The 24,266-nt window shown below is 70.7% G+C and carries 17 protein-coding genes and 1 tRNA gene; 9 read left to right on the forward strand and 9 right to left on the reverse strand.

The window, feature by feature from the left end:
- Nucleotides 1–14: 14 nt before the first annotated feature.
- Nucleotides 15–866 carry an IclR family transcriptional regulator gene (locus BLT62_RS04370; protein WP_083362966.1) on the reverse strand — a complete coding sequence of 284 codons (852 nt, stop codon included), beginning with the start codon at nt 864–866 and terminating at the stop codon, nt 15–17.
- 203 nt (nt 867–1,069) lie between these two features.
- Between BLT62_RS04370 and BLT62_RS04375 the strand changes: the two genes are divergently transcribed.
- From BLT62_RS04375 to BLT62_RS04405, 7 genes are all read left to right on the forward strand, one after another.
- A complete protein-coding gene (locus tag BLT62_RS04375; protein WP_172829636.1) occupies nt 1,070–2,635 on the forward strand; it encodes an ABC transporter substrate-binding protein in 1,566 nt (521 codons plus the stop codon).
- Nucleotides 2,636–2,707: 72 nt separating this feature from the next.
- A complete protein-coding gene (locus BLT62_RS04380; protein ID WP_083362968.1) occupies nt 2,708–3,649 on the forward strand; it encodes an ABC transporter permease in 942 nt (313 codons plus the stop codon).
- Nucleotides 3,646–5,664 carry a dipeptide/oligopeptide/nickel ABC transporter permease/ATP-binding protein gene (locus tag BLT62_RS04385; RefSeq protein WP_083362969.1) on the forward strand — a complete coding sequence of 673 codons (2,019 nt, stop codon included), beginning with the start codon at nt 3,646–3,648 and terminating at the stop codon, nt 5,662–5,664. Before BLT62_RS04380 ends, BLT62_RS04385 begins: the two co-directional genes overlap by 4 nt.
- The gene (locus BLT62_RS04390) at nt 5,661–6,662 is read left to right on the forward strand and encodes an oligopeptide/dipeptide ABC transporter ATP-binding protein (protein ID WP_083362970.1); all 1,002 of its coding nucleotides are present in this window, start codon (nt 5,661–5,663) and stop codon (nt 6,660–6,662) included. The genes BLT62_RS04385 and BLT62_RS04390 overlap by 4 nt, the downstream gene beginning before the upstream one ends.
- A gap of 50 nt (nt 6,663–6,712) precedes the next feature.
- The gene (locus tag BLT62_RS04395; protein WP_231919340.1) at nt 6,713–9,538 is read left to right on the forward strand and encodes a family 78 glycoside hydrolase catalytic domain; all 2,826 of its coding nucleotides are present in this window, start codon (nt 6,713–6,715) and stop codon (nt 9,536–9,538) included.
- Complete coding sequence (locus BLT62_RS04400) at nt 9,535–10,992, forward strand: glycoside hydrolase family 43 protein (RefSeq protein WP_083362972.1); 1,458 nt, start codon at nt 9,535–9,537, stop codon at nt 10,990–10,992. Before BLT62_RS04395 ends, BLT62_RS04400 begins: the two co-directional genes overlap by 4 nt.
- Complete coding sequence (locus BLT62_RS04405; RefSeq protein WP_083362973.1) at nt 10,989–11,936, forward strand: alpha/beta hydrolase; 948 nt, start codon at nt 10,989–10,991, stop codon at nt 11,934–11,936. The genes BLT62_RS04400 and BLT62_RS04405 overlap by 4 nt, the downstream gene beginning before the upstream one ends.
- On the opposite strand, the gene BLT62_RS04410 is transcribed toward BLT62_RS04405, so the two are convergent.
- The 3 genes from BLT62_RS04410 to BLT62_RS04420 all read right to left on the reverse strand — a co-directional run bounded on the left by BLT62_RS04410 (nt 11,933) and on the right by BLT62_RS04420 (nt 17,425).
- The gene (locus BLT62_RS04410) at nt 11,933–12,820 is read right to left on the reverse strand and encodes a nucleoside hydrolase (RefSeq protein WP_083362974.1); all 888 of its coding nucleotides are present in this window, start codon (nt 12,818–12,820) and stop codon (nt 11,933–11,935) included. The two genes, BLT62_RS04405 and BLT62_RS04410, sit on opposite strands and share 4 nt — an antisense overlap.
- A 68-nt stretch (nt 12,821–12,888) precedes the next feature.
- On the reverse strand, nt 12,889–14,139 hold the full coding sequence (locus BLT62_RS04415) for a glycoside hydrolase family 1 protein (protein ID WP_083362975.1): 1,251 nt from the start codon (nt 14,137–14,139) through the stop codon (nt 12,889–12,891).
- A 235-nt stretch (nt 14,140–14,374) separates the two neighbouring features.
- Nucleotides 14,375–17,425 (reverse strand): hypothetical protein, encoded by a 3,051-nt coding sequence (locus tag BLT62_RS04420; RefSeq protein WP_156786241.1) that lies wholly within the window; start codon nt 17,423–17,425, stop codon nt 14,375–14,377.
- A gap of 130 nt (nt 17,426–17,555) precedes the next feature.
- Here BLT62_RS04420 and BLT62_RS04425 point away from each other — a divergent pair, with 130 nt between their 5' ends.
- On the forward strand, nt 17,556–19,508 hold the full coding sequence (locus BLT62_RS04425; protein ID WP_083362977.1) for a BCCT family transporter: 1,953 nt from the start codon (nt 17,556–17,558) through the stop codon (nt 19,506–19,508).
- Here the strand turns inward: BLT62_RS04425 and BLT62_RS04430 are convergent.
- The 5 genes from BLT62_RS04430 to BLT62_RS04450 form a co-directional block, all read right to left on the reverse strand.
- On the reverse strand, nt 19,505–20,980 hold the full coding sequence (locus BLT62_RS04430; RefSeq protein WP_231919341.1) for a DHA2 family efflux MFS transporter permease subunit: 1,476 nt from the start codon (nt 20,978–20,980) through the stop codon (nt 19,505–19,507). The genes BLT62_RS04425 and BLT62_RS04430 overlap by 4 nt on opposite strands.
- A 142-nt stretch (nt 20,981–21,122) precedes the next feature.
- On the reverse strand, nt 21,123–21,776 hold the full coding sequence (locus BLT62_RS04435) for a thermonuclease family protein (protein WP_172829637.1): 654 nt from the start codon (nt 21,774–21,776) through the stop codon (nt 21,123–21,125).
- A gap of 228 nt (nt 21,777–22,004) precedes the next feature.
- Nucleotides 22,005–22,078 (reverse strand) — tRNA-Met (locus tag BLT62_RS04440).
- A 93-nt stretch (nt 22,079–22,171) separates the two neighbouring features.
- Nucleotides 22,172–22,921: a glutamine amidotransferase gene (locus tag BLT62_RS04445; protein WP_083362980.1), complete on the reverse strand. Its 750-nt coding sequence runs from the start codon at nt 22,919–22,921 to the stop codon at nt 22,172–22,174.
- Nucleotides 22,918–23,691, reverse strand: coding sequence for a LysR substrate-binding domain-containing protein (locus BLT62_RS04450; RefSeq protein WP_083362981.1), 774 nt, complete (start codon nt 23,689–23,691; stop codon nt 22,918–22,920). Before BLT62_RS04450 ends, BLT62_RS04445 begins: the two co-directional genes overlap by 4 nt.
- Before the next feature lie 178 nt (nt 23,692–23,869).
- Here BLT62_RS04450 and BLT62_RS04455 point away from each other — a divergent pair, with 178 nt between their 5' ends.
- Nucleotides 23,870–24,259, forward strand: a complete 390-nt coding sequence (locus tag BLT62_RS04455; protein ID WP_083365302.1) for a DUF5997 family protein — start codon at nt 23,870–23,872, stop codon at nt 24,257–24,259.
- The last annotated feature ends 7 nt before the right edge of the window (nt 24,260–24,266 follow it).

Consider the following 24,266-nt stretch of genomic DNA (forward strand, 5'->3'; position numbering starts at 1 on the left):
AGTGCGTTTCATGCTCAGCGGCTCTCGCGGTCCGGCTGCGAGCGGATGCCGTCGATGCCCGGCGGGTGGTAGCCGAGGGCGCGGGAGATCGACCGCGCCGTCGCCCGCAGCGCGGGCAGCGCGACATCCGGTGTGAACGCGCCGTCCGGGGCCAGGATCGACACCGCGGCGGCCACCTGGCGATTGGCGCCGAAGACGGGCGCGGCCAGCGAGATGGTGTGCGAGGGCTGGGTGCGGCGCACGACGGAGTAGCCGAGCCGGGCGACATCCTTCAGCTCGAGCCGCAGCGCCTCGATGGAGCCCAGATTCTCGACCTGGAAGTCCTCGTCGAGCGGCAGCGCGAGGGTCGCCTCGCGCTCCGGCGTCGGCTGCGCGGCCAGCAGCACCCGGCCGACCGCAGTGCTGCGCAGCGGCAGCCGACCTCCCAGCCGGTAGGCCACAGCCGGCGCGCGCCGGGAGGAGAGCCGCTCGATCAGGATCGCCTCCCGCCCGTCCTGCACGGCCAATAGCACGTGGTGGCGGCTGACCTCGTAGAGGTCCTCGAGGAAGGGCAGCGCGATCTCGCGCACGCCGTGCCCGCGGGGCGCGAGCGAGGCCACCTCCCAGAGGCGCACCCCGATGACGAAGTCGCCGCCGGGCAGTCGTTCGAGGGCGCCCCACTTGAGCAGTCCCTGGGCCAGCCGGAGCGTCGAGGAGAGCGGAATCCCGGAGCGGGCGGAGAGCTCGCCGAGGCTGAGCTCGCGGCGGTCATCGCTGAAACAGTTGAGCAGCGAGAGCGCGCGATCGATCACGGGCTCGCCGCGCGGCGGCCGCTTGCCGCGGGTGGGGGCGGGGCGGGGCGGCTGCACTTCGGCGGGCATGTCCATGCCGCCGATCCTGTCGGAACCGGCCCAATATGTCCAATCAATGGAATTGTCTTGGATTCGAGGTCGGGGTTCAGCGCACAGTGGGCCGAGCGATGGCGCTCCGGCGCCCGCTGAAACGTCTCACAGCACCAAGCCAATGCAGTCAGAACACGAACACCAACAAAGCAGTCAGTGCAATCAATCAGCGTAGATGGAGGCCGAACGTGAACAAATCAACTTTCGACTGGGTGCGACGGGCGGCTGCAGTCGCCGTCACGGGAACACTCGTCGTCGCACTCGCCGGGTGCAGCGCAGCGGGCGGGGCCGGCACAGCCGCTGGCTCCAGCACGCTGACGATCGCGCAAGAGGCAGACATGGCGCCGAGCGGCTTCGACCCGATCGCCTACTCGGCCGGCCAGCAGCAGATGTTCTCTGCCGCGTACAACTCGCTCCTGTCGATCCAGCCCGACGGCTCGGTCGGCCCTGGACTGGCATCCGCCTGGGAGTTCAACGAGGACGGCACCGTGCTCACCCTCACACTGGCAGAGGGCGTGACCTTCAGCGACGAGAGCGCGCTGACGGCCGACCTCGTCGTGGCCAACTTCGAGCGGCGCACCGACCCCGCCCTGCAGGCATACAGCGGCTTCGCCGCCGGCGGCGACGCCGAGATGGTCTCGGTCGAGGCCCCGGATGCCGGCACCGTCGTCATCACCTTCGCCGCCCCGCAGTTCGCCGTCGTCTCGACGCTCGCCAACGTGCCGGGAATGATCCTCGGCCAGAGCGCCCTCGACGACCCGACACTGCTCAAGGCTGCCCCGGTCGGCTCCGGCCCGTACGTGCTCGACACCGCCAAGACGGTCAAGGCCAGCACCTACACCTTCGTGCGCAACGAGGCGAGCACCGAGACCGCCGACTACCCGTTCGACACGATCGTGTTCCGCCCGATCCTCGACCCGCAGGCCCGCGCCAACGCCCTGATCTCCGGCCAGGTGGATGCCGGCGTGATGAAGTCCTCCAGCGTCGACCTGCTCGAGTCCAAGGACATCGGCGTCGCGCAGATCGGCGGCACGATGGTCTCGCTGATCCAGTTCGACAAGAACGGCACCTCCGTTCCCGAGATGGCCGACGAGCGCGTGCGCCAGGCGATCCAGCTCTCCATCGACCGCGACCGCTTGGTCGAGCTGCTGCACGTCGGCGACACCGCCCAGCGCAACGCGCTGCCGTCGGCATCCGCCGGCTGGTCGAAGGACGTGGACGCCGCGTGGAAGCGCGACGTGCCGAAGGCCAAGGCACTCCTCGCGGAGGCCGGCTACCCCAACGGCTTCAGCTTCGAGATCCTCTCCAGCCCCGACACCCAGGCCGACCTGGAGACCATCCAGACCGACCTCGCCGAGGCTGGGATCACGCTGGAGATCCGCCCGGCCGCCTCGACCCAGGAGGCATTCGACGCGGTGAAGACCACCGCCATGGGCCACATCCCGATCGACTGGTCCAACCCGCTCGGCATCATGTACGGCGTCGTCCTCGGCTTCGCCAACTCCCAGGGCGGCGACGACGAGCAGCTGCGCGCGGCCACCGGTGCACTGGCCGGGGCACAGACGGACGACGCCCGCGACGAGGCCCTGCAGGCGCTGAACGCCCGCCTGGTCGAGGCCGGCTGGCTCTATCCGCTCTACGAGCCGCTGCTGAACATCGGCTACAACCCCAAGAAGCTGAACCCGGTCGAGTTCCCGGGCCAGCAGAGCATCCCGCTGCTCTCCGCGTTCACCCCGGTGACCGCAGCTCAGTAACACCAGGGGGTGGCGGCCGCTCGCGGCCGCCACCCCCTCCATCTTTTCCACCATCAGCCCCCTGGAGGCGACATGGCCGGCTTCATCACGAAGCGCATACTGTTCGGCATCCTGACGATCTTCGTCGTATCCGTTGTCGCCTTCCTCCTCGTGCGCCTCATGCCGGGCAGCCCAGGGACCATCGTGCTGGGGATCGGGGCCAGCGACGAGGACATCCTCGCCTACGACACCTCGATCGGCTGGCACGACCCGCTCGCCGTGCAGTACCTCGCCTGGCTCAGCGAAGCCGTGCGCGGCAACTTCGGGGTCAGCCTGCTGGACGGCCGCCAGGTCAACGCCGACATCGCCGCCCGCCTGCCCGTGACCTTCTCGCTGGCGCTCGTCGGCACGCTGATGAGCGCCCTGATCGGCGTTCTGCTCGGCGTCATCGCCGCGGTGCGCGGCGGGCTCGTCGACCGCATCGTCAACGCGTTCTCCGCCCTCGGCGCCGCCATCCCCGCGTTCTGGATCGGCATCGTCTTCGTCTTCGTCTTCTCGGTGCAGACCGGGCTTCTCCCCGCCACCGGGTTCGTGCCGTTCGAGCAGGACCCGGCGCTCTGGCTGCAGTCGCTGATCCTCCCCGTCGCCACCCTCGCCCTCGGCGGCGCCGCCTTCGTCGCCCGTCAGACGCGCGCCTCGATGATCGACGCGCTCTCCCAGGACCACATGCGCACGCTGCGCGCCACCGCGATGCCGGAATGGCGCATCCGTTACGTGCACGCGCTCCGCTACGCCAGCCTGCCCATCGTCGCCGGCGTCGGCCTGCAGTTCATCGCCCTGTTCGGCGGCTCGGTCATCATCGAGCAGATCTTCGCGATGCCGGGCCTCGGCCAGTCGATCCAGGGCGCGGCGGCCTCCAACGATGCGCCGCTCGTGCTCGGGATCGTGGTGACGACGACCGTGGTCGTCGTCATCGTCAACCTCCTGCTGGAGCTCTCCAACCGCTTCCTCGACCCCAAGCTGAGGACCTCATGACCACTCGAAACGACTCGACCGTCGCCATCGCGACCGCGCCGCCGCGCACCGTGCGCCCGTCCCGGCTGCGCGCCATCCGGCAGTCGCTCTCCACCCCTGGCGCACTCTTCGGCATCAGCTGGCTGCTGCTGATCGTCGTCGCCTCCTTCACCGCCCCGCTCTGGTCGCCGTACGGGCCGAACGAGCAGACCGGCAGCGGGGCGCTGACCGGCCCGAGCGCCGCGCACTGGCTCGGCACCGACGACCTCGGCCGCGACGTGCTCACCCGCATCTTCACTGCCGGTGCGGATGCCATCGCCACCTCGGCCCTCGGCGCCGTCGTCGCACTGACCGTCGCCATCCCGCTCGCCCTCTGGGCCGCCTCGCGCGGACGAGGCACCGAGACCGTGATCAACCGGGTCACGGAGATCGCCATGTCGATCCCCGTCATCATCATCATGCTGACCGTGGTCGGGATCGTCGGCACCAACCTGCCGCTGATCATGGTGATCCTCGGCCTGGTGATCTCCACCGGCATGTACCGCGTGCTGCTCGGGCAGGCGAAGTCGTTGCAGTCCCAGCTCTACGTCGACGCGGCCTTCGTCGACGGCCTCACCGCACCCCGGGTGAGCGGGCGGCATGTGCTCCCAGGGCTCACGACCACGATCATGGTGCAGTTTGCCCTGGTCTTCTCCATCGGGCTGATGATCCAGACCGGGCTCGCGTTCATCGGCTTCGGGCCGCCCGTTCCCGCCCCGAGCTGGGGTGGCATGATCCAGAACGCCTCAACGCACATCTACGACGCCCCCTGGCTGATGGTGCCGACCGGCGTGGTGCTGATCCTCACGGTGTTCGCCGCCAACTCGATCGGCGACGCGCTGAGCGGGCCGCGGGAGAAGGCGCCGGTGCGCGCGAGCACGCGCAGCCCGCGCGCCCGGCGGGCCGCGGCATCCGCCGGCAACACGGAACCCACAGGCGGCGCCCCCGCCGCCGCATCGTCTGCGACGGAACCCGCGCTGCGCGTGCAGGGCCTGCACGTGGGGCTGGACGACGGGACGACCCTTGTCAGCGATGTGTCGTTCGCAGTCGGTGCCGGGCGGGTGCTCGGCCTGGTCGGGGAGTCCGGCTGCGGCAAGACGCTCACCTCGCTCTCGCTGATCGGCCTGCTGCCGACCGCGGTGGCCACCACGGCCGGCTCGATCCTGTGGAACGGCCGCGACATCGCCGCCCTCAGCGAGCAGGAGCTGCTCCGGGTGCGCGGGCGCGAGATCGCGTTCATCGCCCAGGAGCCGATGCGCGCCCTCGACCCGATGTTCTCCATCGGCTCGCAGCTGACCGGGGCCGTGCAGCGCCTGCGCTCCGTTCCCAAGCGGGAGGCCGGGGCCATCGCGACCGCGCTGCTCGAACAGGTCGGCATCGTCGACGCCGCGCGCGTGCTCACCTCCTACCCGCACGAGATCTCGGGCGGAATGGCGCAGCGCGTCGCCATCGCCCTGGCCCTGGCCGGCCGGCCGCGTCTGCTCATCGCCGACGAGCCAACCACCTCGCTCGATGTCACGGTGCAGGCCGAGATCCTCTCCCTGCTGCGCCAGATCATCGCAGAGGAGGGCATGACGATGGTCATGGTCACGCACGACCTCGGCGTCGTCGCCGACATCTGCGACGACGTCGCGGTGATGTACGCCGGGCAGATCGTGGAGACCGGGGCCGTGCGCTCCGTGCTGCTCGAACCGGCGCACCCGTACACGAAGGCGCTGCTCGGCGCCGACCCGCACGCCACAGTGAACGGCGGCCCGAAGCGCCGGCTGGTGTCGATTCCCGGACAGGTTCCCGCGCCCCGCGACTGGCCGAGCTCGTGCCGCTTCGCCCAGCGCTGCGAATTCGCCACGGCGGCCTGCTCTGGCAGCGTGCCGCTAACCCCGCGGCCCAGCGGGGCCGGCCTCAGCCGCTGCATCCGCGCCGAGGAGCTCTTCGCCCGCCCAACCTCCAGCCTCCCGGCGCACGCCGCCGCCTTGAAAGAGCAGGTCGACCGATGACTCTCCTCAGCCCGCAGAGCCTCGCGTCGGATGCCGCGGCCCAGCCCGTCCTCGAGGTCGAGAATCTCGTCATCCGCTATGGCCGCGCGACCCGCCGCCCGACCGGACCGGCGGCCGTCGACGGCGTCAGCTTCACTATCCGGCCCGGCGAGACCCTCGGCCTGGTCGGCGAATCGGGGTCGGGCAAGACGACGATCGGCAAGGCCATCCTCGGCCTGCAAGCCGTCACCTCCGGCTCGATCCGCTTCGAGGGCCAGCAGATCGACGGGCTGAAACCGCGTGCCCGCCGCGTGCTCGCCACCAAGCTCCGAGCCGTCTTCCAAGATCCGTACTCTTCGCTGAACCCCCGGCTGTCCATCGGCGACTCGCTGGCCGAGCCGCTGCTGGTCAGCGGGGTGCGCCGAGAGGAGGCGCAGCTGCGCGCCGAGGACATGCTCGAGCAGGTCGGGCTGCCGCGGGACGCGGTCACCCGTCTGCCGCGCCAGTTCTCCGGCGGCCAGCGCCAGCGCATCGCCGTCGCCCGCGCCCTGATCACCCGGCCCAGCCTCGTCGTCTGCGACGAGCCGGTCAGCGCCCTGGACCTCTCCACGCAGGCGCAGGTGTTGAACCTGCTCGCCGACCTCCGCGACGAGCTCGGCCTCAGCTACCTGTTCATCGCCCACGACATGGCGGTCGTGCGCATGCTCGCGCAACGCGTGATCGTGCTGTACCGCGGACAGGTGATGGAGGAAGGTTCCACGGCCGCCGTGATGGATGACGCGCGCCACCCCTTCACCCAGGCGCTCCTGGCCGCCTCGCCTGTGCCCGACCCGATCGCGCAGGCCGAGCGCCGCCGGCTGCGGGAGTCCCGCCTGGTCGACGGTGCCTCGGCGTCATCCATCTCGGCGACCGGCTGCCCGTTCGCGGCGCGCTGCCCGATGGCGACCGAGCTGTGCCGCACGGAACGCCCCGCACTGCGGCCGGCCGCCACGTCGCTGGCGGCCTGCCACTACGCGTGACCGGCGCAGCGCCACACCGACCACACACCATGCAACGCCAAGGAGCCCCAGTGTCACTTTCGCCATCGACAACCGTCGCGAGCCTCACCGCCGACCTCGCACCGAGCGGTCCCTTCGTCGGCGGAGCGACCCCGAGGCTTTCCTGGCGCACAGAGAGCGACGCCGCCGACTGGCTGCAGCGCAGCGCGGAACTGGAGATCCAGCGGGGCCGCGAGACACACCTGGCTGTGCAGGAGAGTGGCGACTCGAGTCTCGTCAACTGGCCGTTCGCACCCATCGAGCCCAGGGAGCAGGTGATCGTGCGGGTGCGTGTGACCGGCACCGACGGCGTCAGCTCGCCGTGGAGCAGCCCACTCGAGCTCGTCGGCGGGTTCCTGTCGGCGGGGGAGTGGCGCGCGCAGATGATCGGCGCAGCGGATGCCGCAGAGCCGGGCGCCCCGTTCCTCGCCCGCCGCACGCTCAGCGTGACGGGCGCCGTCGCGCGCGCCACGCTCTACGCGGCCGGCCACGGTGTCTACCAGGCCGCCGTCAACGGCCGCGACGTCGACGACCACGTGATGAAGCCGGGCTGGACCGGCTACGCCCGTCGGCTGACCCACGAGACGAGCGACGTGACGGCGCTGCTCCTGCCGGGCGCCAACGAGATCACCGTGCGGGTGGCCGCCGGCTGGTACGCGGAGCGGCTGCGGCTGTTCGGCCCGCCGAAGGCCTTCTACGGAGAGCAGCCGGCCGTCGCGGCACAGCTCGTCATCGAGTACACCGACGGGCGCACGGAGACGCTCGCCACCGACGGTTCCTGGGAGTCCACCCTCGACGGGCCGCTGCGCGCCAGCGGCCTCTACGCGGGCGAGCACGTCGACTCCCGGCGTGCACATGCATTCGGCGTGGAGACGGGCTGGCTGCCCGTGCGGGTGGACGGTGCGAGCATCGTGCCACGGATGAGCACGCAGCCGCCGGTGCGGGCCATCGAGGAGGTGCCGGTGCAGCAGGTCATCACCGCGCCGAGCGGCGCCGTCATCCTGGACTTCGGCCAGAACCTCGTCGGGGTGCTCCGCATCAGCGTGAACGGCGCGGCCGGCGACACCGTCACGCTGCGCCATGCGGAGGTGTTGGAGAACGGCGAGCTGGGCACCCGCCCGCTGCGCGAGGCGCAGGCGACGGACAGCTTCGTCTGCGACGGCTCCGGCCCACAGACGTGGCAGCCCGAGTTCACGTTCCACGGCTTCCGCTACGCCGAGGTGAGCGGGTGGCCGGGCGAGCTCGACCCCTCCGACGTCGTGGCCGTCGTGCTGCACACCGACATGACCCGCACCGGCTGGTTCCACAGCTCGGATGCCACCCTCGACCGCTTCCATGAGAACGTGGTGTGGGGCATGCGCGGCAACTTCCTCTCCATCCCGACCGACTGCCCGCAGCGCAATGAGCGCCTCGGCTGGACGGGCGACATCGGGGTCTTCGCCCCCACCGCGAGCTACCTCTACGACTGCCGGTCGATGCTGGCATCCTGGCTCGAGGACCTCGCCATCGAGCAGCAGGCCTCCAACGGCGTCGTGCCGTTCTTCGTGCCCTCCTACGACCCGGCCATCGCCGCGGCGGCCGGGTGGGGCGACGCGGCGACGGTCGTGCCGTGGGCCCTGTACGAGCGCTTCGGCGACGCCGGCGTGCTGGCCGAGCAATACCAGAGCATGGCGTCCTGGGTGGACACCATCGCGGCGCTCGCCGGGCGGCGCCACCTCTGGGAGGGCGGCTTCCAGTTCGGTGACTGGCTCGACCCTGACGCCCCGCCGGAGAGCCCCGCGAAGGCGAAGGCCGACCCCGACGTCGTCGCGACCGCGTACCTCTGGCGCAGCTCCGACATCCTGGCCAAGGCCGCGGCCGTGCTCGGGCACACCGCGGACGCCACACGCTACCGCGAGCTCGCCGAGCGGGTCCGCACGGCCTTCCTGCGGGAGTACGCGACGGATGCCGGCCGTCTCGTCTCGGACTCCGCGACACCCTACGGCCTCGCGATCGTCTTCGGCCTGGCCAGAGACGAAGCCCAGCGGCAGCAGTTCGGCGATCGGCTCGCCGCACTCGTGCGCTCCTCCGGCTATCTGATCAGCACCGGCTTCCTGGGCACACCGCTCATCACCGATGCCCTGACCAGCACCGGCCACCACGACGCAGCCGCCCGGCTGCTGTTCCAGACGCAGTGCCCGTCCTGGCTCTACCAGGTGCGGATGGGGGCCACGACGGTCTGGGAGCGCTGGGACAGCATGCTCGAGGACGGCTCGATCAACCCGGGCCAGATGACCAGCTTCAACCACTACTCGCTGGGATCCGTCGCCGACTGGATGCACCGTGAGCTCGGCGGGCTCTCGCCCATCGAGCCCGGCTACCGGCGGATCCGGATCGCACCGCGGCCGGTGCCGCAGTTGCAGCACGCGCAGACGGAGCACGACACGCCATACGGGCGGGCGGCATCCGGCTGGGAGCGCACCGCGGCCGGCCTCGTCGTGACCGCGGTCATCCCGCCGAACACGCGCGCCGAGGTGCTCCTGCCCGGGGCCGCCAGCCCGTTCGAGGTCGGGTCCGGGCGGCACGAGTGGCGGCTGGACGGGCACGAGGAGTCCGGGCAGCTGCCGAACCACGAGCTCGGTTCGCAGACGCCGCTGGCCGAGCTCATCGATGACGAGCAGGCGTTCAGCGCCATCATCGAGGCCATCGAGTCCGTGGACGTGGACCGGGCGCGGGCGTTCCACCGCGAGACGAAATGGCGCGGGGACACCAGCCTCGGCGACGTCTCCTTCTTCCTGCAGGGCCCGGTCGGGCAGAGCGTAACCGCGGCCATCGCAGCGCTCAATGCGGCGCGCGCGCGGGCGAGGGCGGGCAATTGAGCCGTCCAATCCTGCCGGGCTTCCACCCGGATCCCACGATCTGCCGCGTCGGGGATGATTTCTACCTGGCCACGTCGAGCTTCGAGTACTTTCCGGGTGTCCCGCTCTTCCACAGCACCGACCTGCTCACCTGGACGCAGCTCGGCAACGTGCTGGACCGGCCATCCCAGCTGCCGTTGACCGCGCAGTCCGGCGGAATCTTCGCGCCGACGCTGCGACACCACGACGGCCGCTTCTGGATGGTCACCACCCAGATCGACCGCATTGCAGATGGCCACCTCATCGTCACGGCCACCGACCCGGCCGGGCCGTGGTCCGAGCCGGTCTTCACAACGGGCACGCTCGGCATCGACCCCGACCTGGCCTGGGACGATGACGGCGTCTGCCACCTGAGCTGGACACGGTTCTCGCCGACTGGCAGCGAGATCGTGCAGGCTCGCCTCGACCCGGAATCCGGAGCGCTGCTCTCCGAGCCGAAACCGCTCTGGAACGGCACCGGGCTCGCCCATGCCGAGGGGCCGCACCTCCACCGCCGCGGCGACTGGTGGTACCTGCTCATCGCCGAGGGCGGCACGGAGCGCGGCCACGCCGTCTCGATCGCCCGCTCGCGTGCCATCGACGGGCCGTTCGAGTCGAACCCGGCGAACCCGATCCTCTCCCACCGCAGCACCGATCACCCCGTGCAGAACACCGGCCACGCCGACCTCGTCGAGCTGCCGAACGGCGAGTGGGCGATGGTCTACCTCGGCGTGCGCCCGCGCGGCATGACCCCGGGCTTCCACGTGAACGGTCGGGAGACCTTCCTCGCCGGCATCGACTGGGTCGACGACTGGCCCGTTGTCGACGAGTCACGCCATGTGGCGCCGCCCGCGCAGACCGACTTCGTCGATCGCTTCGAGGCCGACGAGCTGGACCCGCGGTGGATCTCGTCCGGCGGCCCGGCCGGGGCATGGCTCCCGCGGGGAGTGGCCGGCGCAGTGACGGTGCCGCCGCTGCGCGAGGCGCCCGACGCGTTCCTCGGCGTGCGCACCCGCGACGAGCGCTGGCAGGCCGAGCTCACCGTCGCCGCCGGCGATGCCGCCCTCGTGCTGCGCCTCGACGCGGCCCACCTGGTGCGGGTCGAGACGGATGCCGGCTGCATCCGTGCCATCGCCCGGATCGGCGGCATCGACATCCCGCTCGGGGAGGAGACGCGGACGGCCGAGTGCGTCGTCCTTGCCATCAGGGCCGACGACGCACCGACGGGCATCGGCGTGCGCAGCGGCCCCGACATTCTGCGCCTCGGCGTCGTGCTGGCCGGCGTCTTCGCCGAGCTGGCCAGCCTCGACGGCCGGTACGTCTCGACCGAGGTTGCCGGTGGGTTCACCGGCCGCGTCATCGGTTTCTCGCCCGCAGCGCGCGGCGGCACGATCAGCACCTTCGCCACCCACCGAATCGAAGAGGACGACGCATGAGCATCATCACCATCCCCGAGACAGGCTACGTTTTCCCGCAGTTCCGCCCGCCGGTCTCCGCGGGCCGCTCGCCGGTTCCTGCCGGAACGACGGCACATCTCGGCCTGAGCTACGCGCTGCTGGAGGGCTATCGCGAGTTGGGCCTCGACCTGTACGTCCCGACGGATCGCCCCGGCCCGGTTCCCTGCGTCATCTGGATCCACGGTGGGGCCTGGCTGAGTGGCGACCGGCGCTACTTCCCCGACATCTGGCCGGAGGGGATCGTGTTCGACGGGCTCATCGCGCGCGGCTATGCCGTCGCGACCATCGACTACCGGCATGCGCGCGAGGCGAGCTTCCCCGCGCAGCTGCACGACGCCAAGGCGGCCGTGCGCTACCTGCGGCACTTCGCCGCGGAGCTCGGCATCGACCCGACGCGTTTCGCCGTGTGGGGAGAGTCGGCCGGTGGCCATCTCGCGGCCCTCGTCGGCCTGGTATCCGGCCGGCCAGAGCTCGAGGGCTCGATCGGGGTCGCGGAGGGCGACAGCTCCGTGTCGGCCGTCGTCGACTGGTACGGCGTCAGCGACGTGGCCACGATGCCCGCCTTCGCCGACGCGGCCCTCCCGGATGCCGACCCCCACGCCGAGGCGGAGGGCGCCTGGCGCGGCGAGGAGCCGATCGACGTGGTGCTCGCAGGGGTGGCCGACCGTGAGGCGGCGGAGCGGGACTTCTCTCCCGTGAGCCATGTCTCGGCCTCCGCCCCGCCGTTCCTCCTCGTGCACGGTGACTCCGACGGGCTCGTGCCCATCGGGCAGAGCGTGCTGCTGCATGAGCGCCTGCGCGCCGCCGGCGCACCGGTGCACTTCCACCCCGTCCCGGGTGCCGACCACGTCTGGATCGGCGTCGACATGCAACCGCTCGTGACCGAGGCACTCGACTTCCTCGAGGGGGTGCTGGGCGGCTAGACGAGACGCCGCGCTCCGGGCCCTCGCCGTTCGTGCAGGCGCAGCTTGGCCAGCATGTCGCCGACGATGAGCCGGAAGTCGATGTCACGGTAGACCCGGCGCTCCGCGCGGCCGGGCACGGCGGGCGCCTCGTCATACGCGCTGGAGAGGTCGCTCAGCGCGGTGATCAGCACGGACGGGCTATCGCCGAGGGGCCAGTTGTCGGCCAACTCGATGAAGTCGGGAATCGGCAGCGCCACGAAGCGCTCCCACAGCCAGGCGCCGAGCGGGCCGCTGCCGCCGAGATCGTGTTCCAGCTCGGCGACCGAGTAGGTGCAGCGGCGGTAGGTCTCAGCGGGGAACTGCAGGACAGAGAGCTCCGCGTGACCCAGCACAAACTCGGCGGCGTCCGGGTCGGTGTCCCGGTTGTACTCCGGCGCCGCGGGGTCCACGGTCCCGCCGATCCAGACGAGTGTCAACGTCGCCGCGATATCCGGCGCGTGGCGGAGCGCCTGCGCGACGTTGGTCAGGGGCCCGCCGCAGACGAGGAACAGCGGCAGGGCGTCGGCGCGTCTGGCCTCGACGACGATGGCCTCGGCGGCAGCGGAGGGAACCTCCACGCCGCGGTCGGCGTCGTAGGAGCTCTCGCTGCCCGCCCACACTCGGGGCGGCAGTGGCAGCGACATCAGCGCGATCAGTTCTTCGGCAAGCCGGGCACCATCGGCGGCCGACGTCGGCGCCTGGAACATCGGGCTGATATGCGAGCTGGTCACGGCGACGACGCGGTTGGCCGGGGAGAGGAGGTGGTGGGCGAGCGCGACCAGCCCGTCGGGGTCGCCTGACCAGTCGTTGTCGATGACGACCCGGCACCGCTCGGCCACGTGCAGCGACGACTTCTGTGGCATTCGGTGGTTCCTCTCCCCCGCTGTACTTCCCGCGCCGTCCCGGCGCGGGTTGGTTGCTCCCGTGTGGCCTAGGCGGCCACGGCAGCGCGCTGGGCGGCGACGATCCCGGCGTAGACGCCGGCGCTCGGCTTGGCCGTGCGCTCGAAGGTGGTGCGGTCCACGGAGTGCAGGCCGAGCTGGTGGCCGTAGCCGAAGACCCACTCGAAGTTGTCCATCAGGGTCCAGTGGCAGTAGCCGAGCACGGGCACGCCGTCGGAGATGGCCTCCAGGAGCCCCGCAAGCGAGGGTTCGATGAAGGCAGCGCGCACTGCATCGTCGGGGGTGCTCGCACCATGCTCGGTGACGAGGACCGGCACGCCGCTCACCGCGTGGGCGTAGCGAGCGGCGCCGCCGAGGGAGGCCGCATCCACGGCGGATCCCATCTCGTTGATGATGGAGCCCGCGGCAGGGGGCAGCTGGCCGTCGGGCCCGAACCAGAGACGCTCGTAGTTCTGCACGCCGATGAAGTCGTCCGTGCGGGCCAGGCGCAGCCAGTGGTCGTAGACGTCCGCGCGCTTGGCGTCGCGGGTGGACTCCCCGCCCTCCGCCGCACAATCGTCGGAGATCGCGATCGAGAGGCCCACCGGCAGCTCGGGGCGGCGCTGCTTGATCGCGGCCTTGGCCGCCAGGTGGGCGTTCGTCATCCCGATCTGCATGGCGTCGAAGTCCTCCGCGACCATGACGTTGCCCGAGCGGTACTTCTCGACACCGGCGGCGGCGGATGCCGCGTCCAGCGTGGCCCTGGTGAGGTCGGCGACGAAGGCGGGCAGACCAGCCCAGGCAAGCATCTGCGGCAGGTTTGGCTCGTTGAAGGTCACGGCCGCCGCGATCCGGTCGCCGAAACGGTCCATCACCACGCCGCAGAACCGCGCGAACAACGCCGGCGCCTCGGCGTCGAGCCAGGCGCCGCGCTTCGCGAACCAGTGCGGCTGGGTGAAGTGGCTGAAGGTGACGAGCGGGGCGAGCCCGCGCTCGATGCACCCGTTGACAACGGCCTCGTAGTGGGCCAGCGCCTCCTCGTTGAACTCGCCATTGGCGGGCTCGATCCTGGCCCACTCCACCGAGAAGCGGTAGGCGTTCAGCCCCATCCCGGCGACGAGGTCGAGATCCTCGCTCCAGCGCTCGTAGCCCATGCAGGCCGGGCCGGAGGGCTCGGCGAAGACTGTGGGTGTGACGTTCTCCAGGAACCAGGTGTCGCTGTCGCGGTTGTCTCCCTCGCTCTGGTGGCCTGCCGTTGCCACGCCCCAGAAGAATGGTGCGGGATAGATGCCGAGAACCATGGGATACCACTTCCTAGTCTGAGAAAGGCAGCGCGTGCCGATGACGCGGCCTGTCGGCCGCTGGCTGCGCGAGCGGTTCGACGTACTCAGGTTCGCGGAGCTGAGTACCCAATGCACTCGGGATTCCGTTGATTGGGAGAACCGGGACGTGCACCACCGGGCCGGGCACCACGCCGGCCCGCACCCGGCGGGCCCGACCCCGCTGCGTCTCCTCCGCTGCGCCTGCCAGCAGCCCCTACTCCGCGGGCACCGACCGGGCCTGTGCCCGATTCCCCGGCCGGCGCGCGCCGCGAGCCCAGGGGAGCGCCAGCAGGAGCCCGAGCAGGATCAACACACCGCCGGCCGCGGCCGCGTACCACGGCGTCGCCAGGGGGATCTCGAGGTAGACCGTCAGGCCGAGGATGCGCGAGAGCCCCCACGGCAGCAGAGACATCTCGTCGTTCCAAGCGGTGAGCGCCTGCTCCAGCCCGATCGCGCCGAGGAAGCCGCCCAGGGCTGCGAGCACGAAGCCGGAGGCGGCGAGAACCGTCCCCGTTGCCCGACGTGCGCCGATCTGGCCGCCGAGCGCCCACGCGGCGGCGACGATCACCCAGAGGAACAGGGCGAAACCGAGCGTGATGTAGGCCGTCCGTGCGAGTGGGTCGGTCCAGAAGCCGAACCAGTAGTAGCCGGGCCCGCGCACGGCGAGCACCGCCAGCAGCAGCAGCGTGCGCAGCAGGACGGCCCCACCCGCCGCCGCGATGATCGGCCAGGCCGAGCGCCGACGGAGTGCGAGCGCGATGACCGCGGCGAACAGCAGCCAGGCCGCCGTGGTGAACAACACGTGTGACGGCGCCAGGAACCAGGTGTAGATGCCGCGGCTGAGCAGCAGCAGGGTCGCCGGCACGGCGACGAGCAGCACCCGTGAGCCGGTGGAGAGGCCGGCGACGGCATCCGCCGCGCGCCACGGGCACGTGCCGGCGAGCCACAGCGCCCGCGCCGCCGCGGCGCCCGGCCAGGACGCGAAGCGCGGCCAGCGGGCCAGCATGCCGAGCGCGAGCCAGAGCACCAGCAGCGCGCCGGCCACCCGGGCCAGCCACGCCATCGGCAGGTCGAGGGACGCCCGCGTCTCGCCGATTCGAGCCGCCGTCAGGTTGAAGGCGGGCAGCTCGATCGAGGTGCCGTAGCGGGCCTCATGCTCGGCCGCGAAGCCGTCGAACGCCGTGCGGGCGGCCGCCCACTGCTCCCGCGCCTCGGCGGAGCCGGTGTCGAGCCACTGGCTGTGCCGCAACACCATGGTGCGGTAGGAGCCGAGCGTCTCGAACAGGTTCACCTGGTAGTCGAGGGTGTCCACGAACTGCGCGTGCAGCGCTGGGTCCTTCCACGTCGACGGGTCGGATGCCGCCACGGCGTCGCGCATCGAGACGGCGGTGCGCACGGCGTCGGCGCCGCCGGCGATGGCGGCCTCGAGCTCTGCGCGGCTCACCTCGTAGATCACCGAGAGCACGGCGCTGTCGCCGGTGAGGATGTCCCACTCGAAGATCCACATCATGGGCGGCGGCTCGAGACCGAGCGCCTCGACCCGTTGCTCGGCGAACGGCCCGATGTAGAGGCCGGCGGTCACGGCATCCCGGGACTGGGACATCGCCGTCGCCAGGGTCTGCGCGGTGGCCGGGTCATCGGAGAACCACTCGTGGATCCAATCGGCCGTGATCCGCGCCGGATCCTGCTCCGGGTCACGGGCCAGCCGCACCGCGAGCTCGGTGTTCAGCTCGTAGAGCTGCCAGAAGCCGGCCTTCAGTTCGAGCGTCAGGGGGCCGGCACGCCACGGCCCACCGTCCTGGGTCCAGGTCCAGATCCCCTCGACCTGCGGGTTGGCGGCGATGAAGTGGGTGAGCGCGCTCTGGTAGAGCGAGCCGAGGTCGTTCGGCAGTGCGCCGAAGGCCTCGAACTCGCGCCGGCTCTGAAACTCGACGATGCGCCGCTGGCTGCCGGACTCCAGCGTGGTGTTCAACGGCAGGTAGCTGTAGAAGTCGCCGAGCGTGTACTTCGTCGAGACGACGAGCGCCGGCGAGTCGATGCCGTCGAGCACCTGGGCGTAGGAGTCGGGATTCGTGTGCATGTCGCCGACCGCGCCGACACCGACACTCCAGGAGCGGAAGATCACCTCGCGCCCGGCCGACTCGGCCTGCGCGCTGAACGTGGTGAGCATGGCGCGCACCGCGTCGACCGAGGTCACGGCCAGGTCAGAGTAGTAGTCCCACCCCGGCAGGTCGTAGACCCGGCCGGCCTCGCCGATGCGCACGACAACGCCGTCGACGGCGGGCAGGGCGGTGTACAGCTCGTCGAGCCCGGCCCGGTAGACGTCCCAGAACGCCGAGTCGTCAGTCGCGAGGCCGCCAAAGCTCCGCTCGAAGTACTGGGCGAGCGGATCGCTCAGCGCGAGCATGTCGGTGCGCATGTACACCTTCATGCCCAGCTCCTGTGCGTCGTCGAAGAGCGGGCCGAAGGCCCGCTGCATCGCGAGTGCGCGCTCGCGGTGTGGGTCTCCGGCCGGGTACACGGCCGCGCCGTCCTCGACACCGTCGAAGGTGACGTACTCAATGAAGCCGGGCACGGCAATCGCGTTGTAACCGAGGGCGAGGGAGTGGCGAACGAAGGCGTGGAACTCGCTCGTCGCCTGCGCCATCTCCTCGGCATCGATGTAGGGCGCCTCGGCGAGCATCACGTCTTTGAACGCGTTGGAGTTGTGGGAGTAGTCGGTGCCCGTCGCGTAGGCCGCGGCATCCGCCTTCACACCGACTGCGCCGAGGTCGACCATGCGAAACGGCAGGGCGGAGTCGATGGTGCGGCCGAGGTTCTCGGTGATGGGGCGGCCGGCCCGCACCGCGGCGGCCAGGTCATAGACGCCGAGCACGGCGCCGGCGCGGCTGGGCGCGGTGATGGTGATCGCCTGCTCCGTGCCCGAGAGCGTATAGCCCTGCTCGCTCTCCGGCTCGAGGGCTTCGTAGCGCACGGAGAGCGTCGTCGTGCCCGTCGTGCCGCCGGCTCCGGCCGCGGCCTCCCGCAACGCGTCGAGCGCGGTGTTGGTGCGCAGGTCGTCGGGGGCGTCGATGCTCGTGAACGCTGGCGGCAGCACGACGGGTGCGTCCGGCGCCACGGTCAGCTCTTCCACGGGGATCCCCACCGCGGGTTGAGCGCTCAGGCCGAGGGCGTCGGACACCTGCACGGCCACGCCGGCGCCGAGCGCGAGGAGCGCGGCCGCAGTGCCGAGGAGCGTCAATCTGTGGCGCAACTCACGTTTCACTGCACCAGACTAGCGCCCGCTGTACCCCAGTTCGGGCGAGCGTTCCTCACGGATGAGCTCACGCGGACAGTGCGTTTTGGGCGGTGATGGGGGCTGGGAAGTCGAGCCTCAAGTGACTAGCCTCAAAGTTATGGCAACTGCGGAGAAGTCCAAGCAGCCAGGAGTGAAGCGGTGGGTTTTCTGGCCGGCCGCGGTCATCGTCACGGTCTTCGTCGGCTTCGCCTTGTTGGCGCCGAACGCGGCCGAGGCCCTGTTCGGCGCTATCCAGAGCAACATCGTCAACACCTTCAACTGGTACTACGTGCTGATAGCCGCGTTCTTCGTGGCCTTCTGCCTGTTCCTCGGGTTCAGCCGCTTCGGCGACATCCGCCTCGGCAAGGACGACGAGGAACCGGAATTCTCGTTGATGTCCTGGTTCTCGCTGCTCTTCGCCGCGGGCATGGGCATCGGGCTCGTCTTCTACGGGGTCAGTGAGCCGCTCAGCCACTTCGCGACTCCGCGCCCCGGAGTCGAGGGGACGCCGCCGGAATTGGCCCAACTGGCGCTCACGCAGACCTACCTGCACTGGGGCGTGCACGCCTGGTCGATCTATGTCGTGGTCGGCCTCGCCCTGGCCTACGCGATCCACCGCCGCAACCGGCCCATCTCGATCCGCTGGGCCTTGGAGCCGCTGCTCGGCAAGAAGGTGCGCGGCGCGTGGGGCAACGCGGTCGACGTGATCGCGCTGGTCGGCACCTTGTTCGGCGTCGCGACATCCCTCGGCCTCGGGGTGTTGCAGATCGGCGCCGGGCTCGACGCTGCCGGGTTCGGCAAGCCGACGGAGCTCTTGCAGGTCGTGATCATCCTCGTCATCTCCTGCTTCGTGCTGTTCTCGGTGCTCTCCGGTGTGGAGAAGGGCATGAAGTGGCTGTCCAACACCAACCTCGTGCTCGCCGGCCTGCTCGTGATCTACCTGCTGGTGACCGGCCCGACCACCTTCCTGCTGCGCGAGTTTGTGCAGTCGATCGGCGGGTACATCCAGAACTTCGTGAGCCTGTCGTTCAACGTCAACGCGTTCACCGGGGATGCCGGGGAGTCCTGGCAGGCCAGCTGGACGTCGTTCTACTGGGGCTGGTGGATCTCCTGGGCGCCCTTCGTCGGCATCTTCATCGCCCGCGTCTCGCGGGGGCGCACGGTGCGGCAGTTCGTGACCGGCGTGATCTTGGTGCCGACGCTCATCGGCGTGCTCTGGTTCAGTGTGCTGGGCGGCACGGCCATCGCCATGGAGCTGGCCAACCCGGGCACGCTGGTCGGCGCCAACGGCGCCGTCAACCTGGAGGGCGCACTCTTCACGATGCTCGCCCAGATCCCCGGCGGCCAGGTGATCACCTATGGCGTCATCCTGTTGATCGGCCTGTTCTTCATCACCTCCGCCGACTCCGGCGCCCTCGTGATGGGCATGCTCGCGACCGGCGGGCAGATCCACCCGGCACGCTGGATTCGCATCTTCTTCACCGCGATCACCGCGCTGCTCGCGATCGCCCTGCTGCTCACCGGCGGGCTCAAAGCACTGCAGACGGCGGCGATCATCATCGCGCTGCCGTTCAGCGTCGTGATGCTCATGATCTGTTGGTCGACCGTGCTCGCCTTCAGTCGGGAACGCCGCGCCTACGTGCTGGCCCGGCGGGCGCAGCTCGTCGACAACATCGGTGACTTCTACGGCTTGGACCCGGAGGAGGCCGCCGACGACGTGGCGACGTCCGGACCCACGTTCTGGACATGGCCGCTGCGGAAACGCGCGCAAGGACGCCCGGGCGACCCGTTGCCGCCGGAACAGGTGCTGATCACGACGGCGGAGAGCCTGCCGGACCCGGAGCCGTCGACGGCCGCCATCGACATCCTGGTGGAGGTCGAGCAGTTGGCTCAGGCGGGCGAGAGCCTCGAAGACGCCGCGATAGACGCGCAGGACCTCCCCGTTGGCGGCATAGACGAATTCGGAGTTCACGATCCGAAGCACCGGGACACGGCGCAGTATGACACTCAGACGCCGCCCGATGGCGGCGAGCAGCCCGGCGAGGGAGGGCCGCGGGAACCGCAGCCCTAGCCCGCGCTGTCCGCGTCGACCCGCTTCGGCAGGGCGAAGACCAGCAGGAAGGCGAGGACGCTGAGTCCCGCGCTCACCGCGAGCGCGGACGTGGCGCTGCTGGCGAAGGCATCCGCGACACCCGACGGCCCGGTGACGGTGAGGGTGCCGAACAGCACGCTGCCGACGACGGCGATGCCGATGGCGCTGCCGACGCGCTGCATCACGCTGATGACGCCGCTGGCCGCCCCCGCCTCCGACCGGTCGACGGTGGCGACGATGAACTGGGCGTTCGGGGCGATGAAGAGGCCATTGCCGATGCCGGCGATGAACAGCGGGGGCAGCAGCAGCCAGTGTGTGAGGTCGCTGGCCGGCGTGACGAAAAGGATCACCCACAGCCAGACCAGGCCGATGCTGACCAGGCCGGTGCCGATGACGAGGATGGTGCGCCCGAGCGTTCGGGACAGCCGGTCGCTGAAGGACGCGCCCAGGATGCTGCCGATGGCGAAGGGCACCGACACGATGCCGGACTCGAGCGCGGTGTGGCCGAGACCCGCCTGCCAGAGCAGCGAGATGATGAAGAAGATTCCGGTGAACGAGGCGAAGTAGACGAGGGCGAGGATGACGCCGCCGCTGAACGCGGGATGGCTGAACAGGTGGGGTGGCACCAGCGGAGACTTGTCCGCCCTCGCGAGCCGCACCTCCCAGAGGGCGAACAGCACGATGAGGAGGGCGCCCGCGGCCAGAGTGACGAAGGTCCAGAGCGGCCAGCCCTCGTCCTGTCCCTCGATCAGCGGCACGAGCAGCGCCACGAGGCCGGCGGTGAGCAGCAGCAGGCCGACCGGGTCCGTGCCGGTCCTGACCAGCTGGCGCTCGTGCGCGGGCAGCAGGACCGCCGCGGCGATCAGTGCGATCACGCCGATCGGCAGATTCACCCAGAACACGAGCCGCCAGCCGTTCTCGTCGCCGAACGCCTCGATGATCAGCCCGCCGAGGATCGGGCCGATCGCCGTGGAGACACCGATGACGGCGCCCATGATTGCGAACGCCTTGCCGCGGCTCTTCAGCGGGAACAGCAGCTGGATGGTGGCCGTGACGGCCGGCACGAAGATGCCTCCGGCGAAGCCCTGGACGACGCGGGCGACCACCAGTTGGAGGTCGTTCGTCGCGAGCCCGCAGGCCAGGCTGGCGAGGGTGAACAGGGCGAGGCCCGTGAAGAACACCCACTTGTGGCCGATCCTGTCGCCGACCCGGCCGGCCGGGATGAGGGCGAGGCCGAAGGCGAGCGCGTAGCCCGAGATGATCCAGGACAGCGTCGCCTCGGAGGCGTCGAGGCTGGTGCGGATGGTGGGCAGGGCCACGTTGACGATCGTCGTGTCGAGCAGGGCCATGAACATGCCGAGCATGAGCACGATGAGGGCGAACCACGCCCGGCGGGGCACCGCCGGTGAGGCGGCGGTGGGCACGGCACCGGCGAGGGGAGTCTCAGGCACGAGCGGGGTCCTTCCGAGTGACGGGCGTCGCCGCGATGCGCGACTGATCAAGTATCGCCCCGCGCGGGCCATGCCGGAACAGCATTCGCCGGGCGGATGACGCGGGGCGGTCAGCTGGGATCAGCAACGGCTCAGCAGCAGATCAGCAGGCGCCCCAGAGGCCGGCGCCGCCCGCCTGGGCGCTCGCCTCGCTGGAGCGGAACAGCTCGGTGTGCGCCCGGTTCGGGTCGATCTGCAGCACGGTTGCGGCGCCGGAAAGCAGCAGCTCGTTGTTGACGAAGCGGCCGTCGTCCGTCCACATCAGCAGCAGGCTGCGGTCGTACCTGTCGCGCGGGTTCACGTCGCTGAGCGTCCAGGCGGTGGCGCCCTCCGGCAGCAGCGCGCGCAGCGCCTCGGTGGCCTCGGCCCCGAAACACTCGGCGTTCTCGCCGACCTCTGGGGTGTCGACGCCGAGCAGGCGCACCTTGATGCGGTCGGCGCTCGGGTCCTCCGGGTAGACGAAGAGGGTGTCGCCGTCGTGCACGTAGTCGACGGTGACCGGCACGGCCTCGGCCGGGCGGGCCGGTGAGGCGTCGGGGGCGGGGTTGCCCTCGGGTGCGGTGCCCGGCTCAGTTCCCTGCCCGGGGAGGAGCTCCGTGCTGGATCCGCCGCCCGGGCCGGCGTCGCCGAGCCCGAACCAGCCGATCTTCGGCCCCCAGATCGCGGCGGTCGCGGCGAGCACGAGCACGATCGGCACGAGCAGGCGCAGCCACGGGTTGACGCGACGGCGGGAGCGGCGGGAGGTCGAGGAGGTCACCACGTGAGCGTACGGCATCCGCCCCAAACGACCGCTCTCCCGCTCAGGGCTTCGGGCGCGGCGCCCTCCAGCCGACGTGCAGAGGACCGAAGCCACACCCCGTTGGTCGAGTAGCGAGGAACGAGCGTATCGAGACCTCGCACGCGACACGGTTTTCGCTTGGATGCCGGGTCTCGATACGGCCCTGGCGGGCCTGCTCGACCAGCGGGTGGGCCGCGGCATGCCTCGACGCGACGGCAGGATTCGAACCTGCGAATGACGGGCTATGAGACCGTTCCCTTGGACCACTTGGGTACGCCGCGATCCCTCGACGCTAGCCGCGCGGCCGCGCATCCGCACCTGGTGTTGCGGCGCGCTACCGCCGGTGACGCCGCGTGACGCCGTGCTGCCTCCGCCTACGCGGCCGGCCGGGCGAAGCGCTGCACGAAGCGGCTCATGATCAGCGCCGGCTCGGTGACGACGGATGCCGCCAGTCGCGCGACGACGTCCTCGAGCTCGTGCGCGGGGAAGTAGCCGTGCTCCCGGTACACGTGGGCGCGGGCGATGAAGTCCTGCGGCAGCACCTCCGGGTGGAACTGGGTGGCGTAGACGGAGCTGCCGACGCGGTAGATCTGCACCGGGCAGGAGTCGCTCGTGGCGAGCAGCGTGGCCGACTCCGGCAGCACGCTGGTCGCCTCCTTGTGGCCGGTGAGCGCCGTGAAGCTGGGGTTGAGCCCGGCCAGCAGCGGGTCGTCCCGGCCTTCCGCGGTCAGCGTGACGGTGACCGGGCCGGCCTCCTCGCCGTACTCGGTGCCGACGACGCCGCCCTGACGCTCGGTGAGCAGGCCGATGCCGTAACAGGTGAACAGTGCGGGCAGCCCGGCGTCGACCGCCCAGTCGGCCAGCAGCGACAGCTCGTTCTCGACCCGCCGCTGCGTCTCCGACTTGCTCGCCGGATCGCTCGTGACGTTGAACGGGCTGCCGCCGACGATCACGCCGGAGTACCCCTCCAGCGGAAGCGGCGGCAGCGGCTCGAGGTCGAGCCGGTGGTGCTGCAGCTCGCCGGCCTCGAGCCCGGTGGCGGTGAGCATGGCCTGGTACTCGGGGCCGACGGCGTCGTCCTCCGGTCGGGCGGAGAGGAAGAGGAATGGCCGTTTCCGGCTCATCGACGCTTGCCCTTCTTCTTGTTCGAGTGCGGGCGGCCGGGGTTCGGGTTCGGCCGGTGACCGTTTCCGGCGACCTTCTTCTTGCCCTCGCCCGGCTTCTTCTGCTTGCCGCTCGCCTCGCGGAGCGCGCGCGCCGCCGCCTTGGCCTTGTCCGCCCGGCTGAGCACCTTGCCGTTCGCGTTCGTCTCCGGGGCGATGCCGCGCGAGCTCTGCGCGGTGCGGCCGCGCACGATGCCGACGAACTCCTCGACGTCGTCGGTGGTGCGCTCCGTCGGCCAGGCGATCGCGATGCGGGTCGACGCGGCATCCGTCACCGGCTTGGCGACGAGGTCTTTGCGGCTGTGCAGGCGGGCGATGCTGTGCGGCACGATCGCGACGCCGACGCCGGCCGCGATGAGCTCCATGGCGATGCCGAGGTCGGGGTCGCCGGGGGCGTAGCCGGTGCTGCTCGGCCCGGCCAGCTCGGCCAGTTCGGCCAGGGTGAGCTCGTCGAGCTTGGCGATGGCGTGCTCCTTGGGCACGACGACGACGGCGATCTCCTCATAGAGCGGGATGACGCTGAGCTCGAGGCCGGCCGGGGTGTCCAGCGGCAGGCGCACCAGCAGCACGTCGGCCGTGGCCTCCGTCTCGGGGTCGGCGGTCAACGGGGCGAGCTGCTCGCTCTCGGCCATCCCGAACGCGACGATGCCGACGTCTGCGAATCGTTCCTTCCAGATTCCGATCCACTTGGTGGGGGTGACCCCTTCAACAAAGCCGAGCTTGAGTGTCACGGTGTTCTTTCTGCCGGTGGGGCACGGATGCCGAGCCCTCAGGTTCAGGCTATACGCTGAGTCGGTGAGTACCGTAGAGAGCAATCCAGTCGACCCCGTTGCCGACAACGCCGAGGCACCCGTTTACCGCGAAGACAAGCGCCAGCAGCCCAAGCCCAAGACCAAGAAGCCGCAGATCATGAAGGCCGAGACGGCCGCCAAGAAACTGGGCATCCTGCTCAGCGCGGCCCCCGAATCCTTCACCGCCGAGCCGATCAGCCGCGAGCAGCTCGACGCCATCCTGGCCGACCCGCCCGCCTGGCTCGTCGAGCTGCGCGCCAACGGCCCGCACCCGCGCCCCGTCGTCGCCGCCCGATTGGGCGTGTCGATCTCCGGACTGATCCGCGCCGAGGTGACCGAGCCGCTGACCACCGCCGAGATCAAGCACCTGCTCGAGACCAAGCCGCAGTGGCTCGTCGTCGAGCGCGCCACCCAGCACGAGGTGCGCGAGGAGCAGATCCGCGTCAAGAACGCCCAGGCCGGCAAGGAAGCGCTGGCCAAGGAGGCGCAGAAGAGCGCCAAGAAGTAACCAGAGT

Origin of the sequence: Microterricola viridarii (genome assembly GCF_900104895.1) — a bacterium.
GTDB classification, from domain to species: domain Bacteria; phylum Actinomycetota; class Actinomycetes; order Actinomycetales; family Microbacteriaceae; genus Microterricola; species Microterricola viridarii.